The sequence below is a fragment of the Streptomyces sp. NPDC002574 genome (genome assembly GCF_042889545.1).
Classification (GTDB): Bacteria; Actinomycetota; Actinomycetes; order Streptomycetales; family Streptomycetaceae; genus Actinacidiphila.
The window spans coordinates 335,872-347,394 of record NZ_JBIARB010000005.1; the positions used below are offsets into that span (position 1 = coordinate 335,872).

The 11,523-nt window shown below is 75.4% G+C and carries 9 protein-coding genes; 6 read left to right on the forward strand and 3 right to left on the reverse strand.

Annotated features, from left to right (window positions below):
• The first annotated feature begins 41 nt into the window (after nt 1-41).
• The 3 genes from ACFYXS_RS14140 to ACFYXS_RS14150 all read left to right on the forward strand — a co-directional run bounded on the left by ACFYXS_RS14140 (nt 42) and on the right by ACFYXS_RS14150 (nt 3,445).
• The gene (locus ACFYXS_RS14140; protein ID WP_389247563.1) at nt 42-1,715 is read left to right on the forward strand and encodes a DUF885 domain-containing protein; all 1,674 of its coding nucleotides are present in this window, start codon (nt 42-44) and stop codon (nt 1,713-1,715) included.
• A 344-nt stretch (nt 1,716-2,059) separates the two neighbouring features.
• Nucleotides 2,060-2,590 carry a GNAT family N-acetyltransferase gene (locus ACFYXS_RS14145; protein ID WP_389247565.1) on the forward strand — a complete coding sequence of 177 codons (531 nt, stop codon included), beginning with the start codon at nt 2,060-2,062 and terminating at the stop codon, nt 2,588-2,590.
• 54 nt (nt 2,591-2,644) lie between these two features.
• Nucleotides 2,645-3,445 carry an ATP-grasp domain-containing protein gene (locus ACFYXS_RS14150; RefSeq protein ID WP_389247567.1) on the forward strand — a complete coding sequence of 267 codons (801 nt, stop codon included), beginning with the start codon at nt 2,645-2,647 and terminating at the stop codon, nt 3,443-3,445.
• A gap of 698 nt (nt 3,446-4,143) precedes the next feature.
• Here ACFYXS_RS14150 and ACFYXS_RS14155 read toward each other — a convergent pair.
• On the reverse strand, nt 4,144-4,641 hold the full coding sequence (locus ACFYXS_RS14155; protein ID WP_389247569.1) for a rhodanese-like domain-containing protein: 498 nt from the start codon (nt 4,639-4,641) through the stop codon (nt 4,144-4,146).
• A gap of 94 nt (nt 4,642-4,735) precedes the next feature.
• Between ACFYXS_RS14155 and ACFYXS_RS14160 the strand changes: the two genes are divergently transcribed.
• A complete protein-coding gene (locus ACFYXS_RS14160; protein ID WP_389247571.1) occupies nt 4,736-5,185 on the forward strand; it encodes an Lrp/AsnC family transcriptional regulator in 450 nt (149 codons plus the stop codon).
• On the opposite strand, the gene ACFYXS_RS14165 is transcribed toward ACFYXS_RS14160, so the two are convergent.
• Together ACFYXS_RS14165 and ACFYXS_RS14170 are read right to left on the reverse strand one after the other, a co-directional pair.
• On the reverse strand, nt 5,150-8,152 hold the full coding sequence (locus ACFYXS_RS14165; protein ID WP_389247573.1) for an AAA family ATPase: 3,003 nt from the start codon (nt 8,150-8,152) through the stop codon (nt 5,150-5,152). The two genes, ACFYXS_RS14160 and ACFYXS_RS14165, sit on opposite strands and share 36 nt — an antisense overlap.
• On the reverse strand, nt 8,152-9,312 hold the full coding sequence (locus ACFYXS_RS14170) for an exonuclease SbcCD subunit D (protein ID WP_389247575.1): 1,161 nt from the start codon (nt 9,310-9,312) through the stop codon (nt 8,152-8,154). The genes ACFYXS_RS14165 and ACFYXS_RS14170 overlap by 1 nt, the downstream gene beginning before the upstream one ends.
• Before the next feature lie 212 nt (nt 9,313-9,524).
• On the opposite strand from ACFYXS_RS14170, the gene ACFYXS_RS14175 reads away from it, so the two are divergent.
• Together ACFYXS_RS14175 and ACFYXS_RS14180 are read left to right on the forward strand one after the other, a co-directional pair.
• Complete coding sequence (locus ACFYXS_RS14175) at nt 9,525-11,123, forward strand: serine/threonine-protein kinase (protein WP_389247577.1); 1,599 nt, start codon at nt 9,525-9,527, stop codon at nt 11,121-11,123.
• Nucleotides 11,124-11,243: 120 nt separating this feature from the next.
• Nucleotides 11,244-11,504, forward strand: a complete 261-nt coding sequence (locus ACFYXS_RS14180) for a hypothetical protein (RefSeq protein WP_389247579.1) — start codon at nt 11,244-11,246, stop codon at nt 11,502-11,504.
• Nucleotides 11,505-11,523 lie beyond the last annotated feature (19 nt).

Genomic DNA, 11,523 nt, shown 5'->3' on the forward strand with positions numbered 1-11,523 from the left:
TGGTGATGACGCGGCGGGGCGCTCCGTACCAGGATGTGACCATGTCCGACACCACCAGCAGCGCACTGCCCCGCACGGTCGCCGACGCCTACGTCGACGCGGCCGCCGAACTCGACCCCATCACCGCCACGTACCTGGGCGTCCGGACCGGGCAGGACCGGCTCCCCGACTTCTCACCGGCGGGCCACGAGGCCCAGGCGGACCTGGCCCGGCGCACCCTGGCCGCACTCGACGCCGCCGAGGTGCCGGACGACGACGAGCGTCGCTGCGCCCGGCTGCTCCGCGAGCGGCTCACCGCCGAACTGGCGGTCCACGAGGCCGGCGAGAACCTGCGCGCCGTCAGCAACCTGCACTCCCCCGTGCACTCCGTCCGCGGCGTCTTCATGCTGATGCCCATGGAGACCGACGAGGACTGGGCCGCCGTCGCCGCCCGGCTGCGCGCGGTGCCGGAGGCCCTGGCGGGCTACCGCGCCTCGCTGGAGGAGGGCCTGGACCGCAAGCTGTCGGCCGGGCCGCGCCAGGTCGCCACCGTCGTCGTCCAGCTCGGAGAGTGGCTGGAGGACGAGGCGGGCAGCTGGTTCACCCAGTTCGTCAAGGACGGCCCGCAGTCGCTGCGCACCGACCTGGACGCGGGCGCCGCCCTGGCCACCGGCGCCGTGGCCGCGCTGCGCGACTGGCTGCGCGACACCTACGCCCCCGCCGTCGAGGGCACCTCCGACGCGGTCGGCCGGGAGCGCTATGCCACCTGGGCGCGCTACTGGACCGGCTCCGACCTCGACCTGGACGAAGCGTACGCCTGGGGCTGGGAGGAGTTCCGCCGCATCGAGGCCGAGATGCGCACCGAGGCGGAGAAGGTGCTTCCCGGTGCCACCCCCATGGAGGCGCTGGCCCACCTCGACGAGCACGGCGAGGCCGTCGAGGGCGTCGACGCGGTGCGCGACTGGCTGCAGGCCCTGATGGACGAGGCCATGAGCGCGCTCGACGGCACGCACTTCGACCTCGCCGAGCCGGTCAAGCGCGTCGAGTCCCGCATCGCCCCGCCCGGCAGCGCCGCCGCCCCGTACTACACCGCGCCCTCGCTGGACTTCTCCCGGCCGGGCCGCACCTGGCTGCCGACGCTGGGCCGCGAGCGCTTCCCGGTCTGGGACCTGGTCAGCACCTGGTACCACGAGGGCGTCCCCGGCCATCACCTCCAGCTCGCGCAGTGGGCCTACGTCGCCGACCGGCTCTCCCGCTACCAGGCCACCCTCGGCCAGGTCAGCGCCAACGCCGAGGGCTGGGCCCTGTACGCCGAGCGCCTCATGGACGAACTCGGCTTCCTCACCGACCCGGGCCGCCGCCTGGGCTACCTCAACGCCCAGATGCTGCGCGCCACCCGCGTGATCCTCGACATCGGCATGCACCTGGAACTGCGCATCCCGGACGACAGCCCCTACCGGCCCGGCGAGACCTGGACCCCGGAGCTGGGCCGCGACTTCTTCGGTGCGTACAACGGGCTGAGTGCCGCCATGCTCGACAGCGAGATCATCCGCTACCTCGGCATGCCCGGCCAGGCGATCGGCTACAAGCTCGGCGAGCGCTCCTGGCTCGCGGGCCGGGAGGCCGCCCGCGCGGCCCACGGCGACGCCTTCGACGCCAAGGCCTGGCACATGGCCGCCCTGTCCCAGGGCTCCCTGGGCCTGGACGACCTCGTCGACGAGCTGTCCCGGCTCTGACCGCGCCCGTCCGGCGGCGGTCCCGTACCGCCGCCGGACGGCAGCCGGGAGAGGCGTGGCGGATTCCGCCGAGTGACTGTCCGGTAACGCCCTGTTGACCGGACGCGGGGCGGATAGGCTGCCCGTATGGGGGTGTTGCTCGACTTCTGTGCGGATCCGCCGTGCCGTCGCGGCGCGACCGCGGCAGCGCGGACGGACACCGTCCGGGTGCCCGGGGTCCGTGGGACCCGTGGGACATCACGGCCACCCGACCGGGGCGGGCGCCGAACGCCCTCCGCCCCCTGTCCACGCCGCCCGCGCCGCCTCCGCGGCACTGCCGGTCCCCGAAAGAACGGTGCCACCCGATGATCCCGCACGCCTGCCATGACGAGGGCCGCCTGGTGCTCACCCACGGCCGGATCGTCCTGCGCGAACAGCTCCCCCAGGAGGCGGCCCGGCTCGCCGACGGCAAACCGGCCGGCCTGTCGTGGATCGACGGCGGTCCCGGCGAGGGCACGATCATCGCCGCGGGGATGATCACCATCGCGGCAGCCGCGGGGGTGTACGCGCCCGGGTGGGGACTGTTCGTGATCCAGCGCTCCGACGACGGCCTCGCCCTCGGCGGCATAGGCTTCCACGGCCCGCCGTCCGTCGACGACAGGGTCGTCGAGATCGGCTACGACCTCTCGGAGTCGGCGCGCGGCGCCGGCTGGGCCACCGACGCCGTCCGCGTCATCGCGCACTGGGCGCTGACCCGTGCCGAGGTGCGCACGGTGCTGGCCACCACCGACCCGGGGAACCGGCCGTCGCAACGGGTGCTGGAACGCGCGGGGTTCGGGCGGGTCGCCGACCGCGACGCACAGCGGGCGTACGAACTGCGACTGCGAGCCGCCTGACCGGCCGGGTAAATCAGTGTCGCCGGGCTCTTCCCCGGGGCATCATCGACGACCGTGAACACCTCGGCCCGTACGCTCTTCCTCTCGCCCCGCACCACGGCCACCGGCCGGGCGCTGGCATCCGCCGCGCACCGGCGCGGCATCCCCGTGCACACCCTCCGGGACTGGCGCGTGCCGGCCGAGCTGAAGGACGCGCCCGGCCCGTCCCTGTACGCCGGACCGCTGTTCGCCGACACGGTCGCGGGCGACCTGGGCCTGGCCCTGCTGGAGGCGGACGCCGACTGGCTCACCCGTCTCCCGCAAGAACTGACCGGCCGTCACATCGCTTTCACCACTCTGGCGGAAGCGCGCCGCCTGCGCCGGCCGGCCTTCGTCAAGCCACCCAACGACAAGAGCTTCCCGGCCCGCGTCTACCGGGACGGCAGCGGACTGCCGGGCCCGGACGCGGTGGACGACGACGTACCGGTGCTGGTCAGCGACATCGTCACCTTCGACGCGGAATACCGGCTCTTCCTGCGCGACGGGGCCGTGCGGACGGGCAGCAGGTACGCGACGGACGGCCAACTCGACATCGCGCCGCTGGACGCCGACCCCGCACGGGACGAGGTCCTGGACTTCGCCGCCCGCCTGTTCGCGCCGGGGGTGCCCGAACTGCCCTCCGCGATCGTGGTCGACGTCGGCCGCATCGCCGCGCAGTGGGCCGTGGTCGAGGCCAACGCGGCTTGGGCGAGCGGGCACTACGCCTGCGACGAGGACGCCGTGCTCGACGTGGTGCTCCGCGCCGCCGCCCCGGCGACGGACCCCGCGCCGCTCGACGCCCGCTTCCGGCGGCCTGTGCCCTCCGTCGTCCGCTGAACGGCGCGTTGGCGGCGGGACGAAGTCGGGGTCCTGGTCTCTCGGCGGTACGCCACGCGCTGCCGGAAGCGTCACCCCGGCGGCGGGACCCTGCCCTGCGGCCCGTTGCTTCCGTCGTCCGCTGAGCGGCGCGTCGGCATCCGCGGGGGCGAGGCCCTGGTCGCAGCCGCCGGGGTCCCGGCCTCTCGGCCGTGCGCAACGCGCTGCCGGAAGCGTCACCCCCGGAGGCGGGACCGAACCGCAGACGGCACGCTGCCCCGCGACCCGTCGGGCCCGCCGCCCCCTGAACACCGCGTCAGCAGCGGCGGGGCGAGGCCACGGACATTGTCCCGCCGCTCTGGCCGCCCGAAGTGCCGTCCCGGTCGCGGCCGGCGTCACGCTCAACACGGCACCGTCTGACGCTCCCTGGTCGTCGCCCACCTCGACCCCGTCGACCCGGACATGCTCGTCGGCCTCGCCGCCCAGTCCCGTCGCGGCCCAGCCGGTCGACGCCCGCCGCTTCGGCGGGGTGGTGGAACTCCCCGACGCGTGGGCCGGCTCTACCGCGACCACGCGGTGCTCGGCACGGCCCGACCCTTTCCCCCGCGGGTTGCCCGATCAGCCGGGGCCGGCCGCTCAGCGCCCGCCGCTTCGGCGGCGGGCGGCGGGGACCCGGCTGCACGCCGCCCGCGCCCCCGCGCCTCCGCTAAAACGGCGCATCAACAGCCGCAGTCGCCCGCGGCGACCGGCGCGGTGAGGGGGTCGGCGGGGCGGCGCTCAGGGCCCGCGGCCGTTTCGTAGGCGAAGCCCTCGCGGATCCAGTACTCCATGCCGCCGAGCATCTCCTTGACCCGGTAGCCGAGTTCGGCCAGCGCGAGCGCGGCCCGCGTGGCGCCGTTGCAGCCGGGGCCCCAGCAGTGGACGACCACGGGGACCGCGGGGTCGAGCAGGGCGGGTGCCTCCCGCGGGATCCGCGCGGTCGGCAGGTGGACGGCGCCGGGGATGTGCCCCTGCTCCCAGGCCTCGGTGGAGCGGGAGTCGAGGAGCACGAAGCCCGGCTCGCCGCCCGCGGCCAGCGCGGCGGCGACATCGGAGACGTCGGCGTGGAAGGCGAGGCTCGCGGCGAAGTACGCCGCGGCGTCGGCGGGCGCGGCGGGCGGCACCCGCAGCACGGGGTTGTCGGTGAGGGGGACGGGCGGCGTGGCGCTCTGTGTCATGGTCAGGAATCTACGGTCGGGGGTCCCCACCCGGAAGGCACGTTTCCCGGCACCATGCTTGCCCTGCCGGGGAATCCCCTGCTAGACACCACCCATGACCGTGGAATCCCTTGATGCGACCGATTGGCGCCTTCTGGACGCGCTGCAGCGCGACGGCCGGGCCAGTTACGCCGACCTCGCCAGGGCGGTGGGCATGTCGGCCAGCGCCGTGACCGAGCGCGTGCGCCGGCTGGAGGAGGCCGGGGTGATCACCGGCTACTCCGCGGTGGTCGACCTCGACCGGATCGGCCGTCCGATCCTCGCCTTCGTGCGGCTGCGCTATCCGCACGGCAACTACAAGCCGTTCCACGACCTGCTGGCCTCCACGCCCGAGGTGCTGGAGGCGCACCATGTCACGGGCGACGACTGCTTCGTCATGAAGGTCACCGCCCGCTCGATGCGTCACCTGGAGGAGGTCACCGGACGTATCGGCGGGCTCGGTTCGGTGACGACGAGCGTCGTCTACTCCTCACCGCTCGCCCGCCGCGCGGTGGCGCAGGGATGAGCCGCGCTGCCCCTTGACCACCTGGAGCTGCGCGGGGATGCGCTGCCGCAGGTCGGCGACGTGGCTGACGATGCCGACCGCGCGGTCCCGCTCGCGCAGCCCGTCGAGCACGTCCAGCACCTCGTCGAGGGTCTGCTCGTCGAGGCTGCCGAAGCCCTCGTCGATGAAGAGGGTGTCCAGCCGGGCCCCTCCCGCCTCGTCGGTCACGACGTCGGCGAGGCCGAGCGCAAGGGCGAGGGAGGCGAAGAAGGTCTCGCCGCCGGACAGGGTGGCCGTGTCGCGTTCGGTGCCCGTCCAGGCGTCGACGGCCATCAGGCCGAGGCCCGACTTGACGCCCCGTGAGGCGCGCGCGTCGGTGTGCACGAGGGTGTACCGGCCGGAGGACATCCGTTGCAGGCGCACGCTCGCGGCGGCGGCCACCTGCTCCAGACGTGCGGCCAGCACATACGTCTCCAGCTCCATCCGCAGGGTGTTCTCCCCGGCGCCGGTCGCCAGGTCGGCCAGCCGGCGCAGCCGCGCGTACTCGGTGCGGGCGGGGGCCAGTTCGCGGGTACGGGTCAGCGCGTCGGCGCCGAGGCGGTCGAGGGCGGCGCAGGTCGTGCGGGCCGCGTCCTGACGGGCCGTGGCACCGCGCAGCCCGCGTGTGGCGTCCTCGACGGCGCGCCGGGCGCCCTCGGGGTCAGCGGGCGGCAGCGCGGCCGCCTCCGCGACGTCCAGCGCGGTCAGTTCCGCGGTGACGGCGGCCTCCTCGCGGCGGCGCTCCTCCGCCCGCTGTCGCAGCCGCTGCACCTCGGCGGGAGGCAGCAGTGCCGCGCCCGCGGCTTCCGGGGTGTCGAACCCGGCGCGGTAGGCGGCGTCGGCGAGGTCCGCGTCGGCGTCCTTGAGCGCGCGGGCGGTGTCCTGTTCGGCGCGGGCGGCCGCGGCGGCGGCGCCGATCCGCTCGGCCAGCGCCGCGAGCCGGGCGCGGCGTTCGGCGACGGTGGCGAATTCGCCCCGCGCGCGGGCCAGCTGCCCGGTGAGCGCGGCGTGCTCCTGGTCCAGCACCTCGCGGCGGGAGGTGACGGAGGCGACCCGGCTCTCGGCGTCGTGCCGCAGCCGGGTACGCCGGGTGTGCTCCGCGACGGCCCGGTCGAGGGCCTGCCGCGCCTCGGGCAGCGCGGCGGCCTCGGCGGACGCCTCGCGGCCGGAGCGCTCCAGTTCGGCGTGGGCGGCGGCGAGTTCGGCCTCGGGGGTCCGTCCCGCCTCGGTGGCGGCGGCGTCGCGGGCCGCGGTGACGCGGGCGACCTGTGCCTGGGCGCTCTCGCGGGCGGCGGCGGCCTCCTGGTGGGCGGTCTGGGCGGCCTCCTCCTCGGCGCGGCCGACCTGCCGGTCCGAGGGCCGGGCCGGGTGCGGGTGCTCGGTGGCGCCGCAGACCAGGCAGCCCTCGCCGTCCCGGAGCCGGGCAGCCAGTTCGGCGGCGATGCCGTTGATGCGGGCCTCGCGGACGTCCTGCCAGTGCTCGCGGGCGTCGGCGGCGGCCTCCCGGGCGGTGCGGAGCCGCTCCTCGGCTCCGCGCAACTCCCTTTCCCGGGCGTCGCGTTCACGGGCCGCACTCAGCCGGCGGCGGGAGGAGTCGAGGGTGCCGGCCAGCTCGGCGGCGCGGGTCGCGGAGGCCTGGGCGGTGTCGATGCGGCGCTCGTGGCCGAGACGTACCCGCTCCCAGTCCTCCAGCCAGGCGCCGGCGTCGGCGATCAGCTGCTCGTCGGCCCCGGTCTCGCGCTCCAGCCGGGCGCGTTCGGCGGCGAGCTCGGCCGCGCGGTGCTCGGCTCGGCCCGCCTCGGTGAGGCCGCCGAGCTCCTCGCGCAGCGCGTTCCCGTACGTCGTGAGCTGGTCGGCACCGGCGCCGGCGAGCTCCGCGGGCAGATCCCCGCGGGCGGCACGCTCCTCCTCGGCCGCGCGCCGGTGCCGGGCGGCGGCGCGGTCCCGCAGTTCCAGCGCGGGCCCTACCGTCTCGGCGCGCCGGGCGGTCTCCAGGACCGCCTCCTCGCGGTCACGGACCTCGCCCTGTTCCGCGAGGGCGGCGGCACGGCGCGTGGCCGTCGCGTGCCGCCGCTGGAGCGCGTGCAGTTCGTGCACGGCCTCGGCCGCGTGCTGGGCCTCGGCGTGCGCCGCCTCGGCCGCGGTGGTGGCGAGGTCGGTGACGGTGGCCTGCTCGCGGGCCGTCGACCGCAGCACGGCCGCCCACTGCAGTACGTGCGGGGCGAAGTCGGGATGCCCGGCGCCGGCGCCCTCGGGCAGCCAGTCCTCCAGGCGTTCTGAGCCGTCGCCGGCGGCCTGCTGCATCCCGTGGGCGAGCCGCAGCAGCTCGTCGTCGCCCTCGCGCACCCGCGACTGGGCGGCGTTGCGCCGCGCCTTGAGCCATTCCTCGGCCGCCTTGAAGCGGCGGGTGTCGAAGAGCTTCCCGAGCAGGGCGGCGCGATCGGTGGCGGTGGCCCGCAGGAAGGTCGCGAACTCGCCCTGCGGCAGCAGCACGACCTGGCAGAACTGCTCACGGCTCATGCCGATCAGCCGCAGCAGCTCCTCCCCCGCCTCCTGGTGCGACTTGCTGAGCGCGCGCCACTGCCCCGCTGCCTGCTCGCGCAGCAGCGTGACGGCCTTCTCCATGGTGAAGCCGCTGCCGCGCTTCTTCGGGCGCGGCTGCTCGGGGCGGCGGGTGACCTCCAGCCGCCGGCCGCCGACGGTGAGGTCCAGGACGACCTCGGTCGGTGTGTCGGGACCGGCGTGGTCGCTGCGCAGCCGGTTGCCGGGACGGCTGCCGGGGACGCCGCCGTACAGTGCGTAGCAGACGCCGTCCAGCACGGAGGTCTTGCCGGCGCCGGTCGCGCCGTGCAGCAGGAACAGCCCGGCCGAGGACAGCTCGTCGAAGTCGACGGTATGGCTGCCGGCGAAGGGGCCGAAGGCGGTGAGGGTCAGGCGGTGCAGACGCATCAGTCGGTCTCCGCGCGGGCGGCGTCGGTGCGGACCGCGTCCAGGGCGTCGCGCAGGACGGCCCGTTCCGCGGTGTCGGGTGCGGTGCCGCGTACGTGGGCCACGAAGTCCTCGGCGATCTGGCGGTCGGTCCGGCCGCGCAGGCGTTCGGCGTACGAGGCGAGCGGGTCGTCGTCCACCCGCTCGGGCTCGAAGGCGAGGGCGAGGGCGTGCGGGAAGCGCCCGCGCAGCCGGGCCATCGCGTCGTGCGGCCGGTACGGGTCGGTCAGGGTGACCTCGACCCAGGCGTCCGTGTGGCGCTCGTGGGCGGGGTCGGCCAGCAGGTCGTCGATGCGGCCCCGGATCCGGGCCAGCCGCCGCGGCACCGGGCAGTCGATCCGGTCGGCGGTCACGGACCCGTCGGCACCGAGGTCCACCAGCCACATGCTCTTGCGGTGGTCGGCCTCGGAGAAGGAGTAGGCGAGCGGGGAGCCGGAGTAGCGCACCCGCTCGGTGATCGTCTGGGAGCCGTGCAGATGGCCGAGGGCGACGTAGTCGACGCCGTCGAAGACCCCCGCGGGCACGGCGGCGACACCGCCGACGGTGATGTCGCGTTCACTGTCGCTGGGCGCGCCGCCCGCGACGAAGGCGTGCGCCAGGACCACGGAGCGGGTGCCGGCGGGGCGGCCGGCGAGGTCGGCGCGCACGCGCTCCATGGCGGCCGACAGCACCTCGGTGTGCCCGGCGCGCTCCACGGCGAACTCCTCGCGCACCAGGGCGGGTTCGAGGTAGGGCAGCCCGTAGAGGGCGACCGGCCCGTGGCCGTCGGCAAGGACGACGGGGGTGGCGCAGCCCGCGGGGTCGGTGCGCAGGTGGATGCCGGCGCGGTCGATGAGGCCGGAGGCGACGCCGAGCCGGCGGCCCGAGTCGTGGTTTCCGGAGATCATCACCGTCGGCACCTCCAGGGCGGCGAGCCGGTGCAGGGTGCGGTCGAAGAGGTCGACGGCGGGCAGCGACGGCAGCGCCCTGTCGTACACGTCCCCCGCGACGAGGACGGCGTCGACCTCCTGCGCGCGCACCGTGGCCACCAGGTGGTCGACGAACGCCGCCTGGGCGTCCAGCAGTCCGACCCGGTGGAAGGACCGCCCCAGGTGCCAGTCGGAGGTGTGCAGCAGCCTCACCGCGGCTCTCCCGCCCGCATGTCGCGCTCCTCCGGCTCTCGTTCGGCGTGCGCCGCATGGTCCGCAGGGGACCCGGTGTCCCCACCCTTCCCATGCGCTTCGGGGATCAGGCTATCCGCCACCTGTGACAACGCGTCGCGGGAGTCCGAATCCGGGCAAGGTCGGTCAAGCCGTGTCCCCGGCGGTCGGTGGGGGCCCGTACGATGACCGCCATGACGGCGAGCGACTCCGGCAGACCCCCCGTCCCCCTGATAGACGACCGCTTCGAGCTGCTGGAACGGCTCGGTGGCGGGGGCATGGGCCTGGTGTGGCGGGCCCGGGACACCGTCCTGCACCGCGAGGTCGCACTGAAGGAAGTCCGCCCGCCCGAACCGGACTTGGCCGGCTCCGACCCCGAGGCGGCGGCGAAGCTGCGGGAGCGCGTGCTGCGCGAGGCCCGCGCGCTGGCCCGGGTGCACCACCCCAACGTCGTCACGATCCACCACATCGTGGACAGAGCGGACCTCGCCCACCCGTGGCTGGTCATGGAACTGGTCACCGGCGGCACGTTCCAGGACCTGATCGCCCGGGGCCCGCTGGCGCCCCGGGAGGCGGCCCGCATCGGGCGCGGCGTCCTCGCCGGGCTGCGCGCCGCGCACGCGGTCGGGGTCCACCACCGCGACGTGAAACCGGCGAACGTGCTGATGCGGCCCGACGGCACCCCGGTGCTCACGGACTTCGGCATCGCCACGCTCGGCGACGCCCCCCGGCTCACCACCACCGGCGGCCTCATCGGCTCGCCCGAGTACATCGCCCCCGAGCGGATCCGCGGCGAGGAGGGCAACCCCGCCTCCGACCTGTGGTCGCTCGGCATGATGCTGTACGTCGCGGTTGAGGGCGTCCATCCGCTGCGCCGCGAGACCAGCATCGCCACGCTCGTCGCGGTCCTCGACGAGCCCCTCCCGCCGGCGGCGCGTTCCGGGCCGCTCGCCCCGGTGCTCGCCGCGCTGCTCGTACGTGACGCGGGCGCGCGGCCCGACGCCGGGCACCTCGACCGGATGCTCGCCGAGACCGAGACCGAGACCGCCCCCGGCGGCTCGCCCGCGCCCCACCTGCCGGCCCCGCCCGTGGACGCGGTGCCCGCAGGCTTCGGGCCGCCCCCGTCCGCGTACCCGCCGCGGCCGGTCGCCGCTCCTTCGCGCCGCCGCGGGCGGGCCCTGGCGGCGGTGTCCTCCGTCGCGGCGGTCGCCCTCACGGGCGTCCTGCTGTGGACGCTGCTTCCGGAGCTTCGCGGCGGGGGCGACGCGGACGCCTCCCCGACGCACTCCGCCTCGTCCCCCGGCTCCCCCTCCGGGGCGACGTCCCAGCCGTCGTCCCCGGAGGCCCCGACCGCGGGGACGCTGCTCAGCGTGTCGGGCGGCCGCTCCATGGCCGGCGTCGTACGGGGCGTCTCGGGCGGCACCAAGGTGCTGAGGCTGACCCTGTACCCCGACTTCGCGACCTTCGACGCCCCCACGAAGTCCGACCGGACCATCTACGACGGCTCCGTCTACCGAGACGGCACGACCGGCGCCTGGGGGTCGGGCGGCACCGTCGACCCCGACGACGCGCTCATCGACCTCGGCTCCGTCGACTGGGACGCACTGCCGCTTCTGATGAAGCGGGCCGAGAGGGACTGCGGAGTGGCGCACCCGGAGTACGTGTACCTGATCGTCGAATCCGGTCTCATCGACCACGACCGCTACATGTCCCTGTACCGCACGGACAGCCGTCGCACCTGCTACGTCCGGGCCACGCTCCGGGGCAAGGTCACGCTGGTCATGAAGCCGTGACGCCCACCGCCGGGGCGGCACCCGGGGACCGTACGATCCGCGCCACCCCGCGGGCCGCGAGTACCCTGCCCAGGCACGACGAACACCGGGACTCCGAGGACACCAAGGAGAAGCATCGTCATGACCGACTACCTTCCGACCGGACTGCGCGCCCTCGCCGAGGCGGGCGACAGCGACGCGATCGACCAGCTCATCGAACTGGCCGCCGAGCAGGGCGACATGGACCTGCTCCGCACCTTCGCGGACGCCGGGAACAGCGATGCGGCCGACCTGATGGTCGAACTCGCCACCGAGAACGAGGACATGGAGGAGCTCCGCCGCCTCGCGAACGCCGGCAACACCACCGCCGCCGAGCAGCTGACCGAGCTCACCACCGAGTGACACCGGCGTGTCCCGGTGG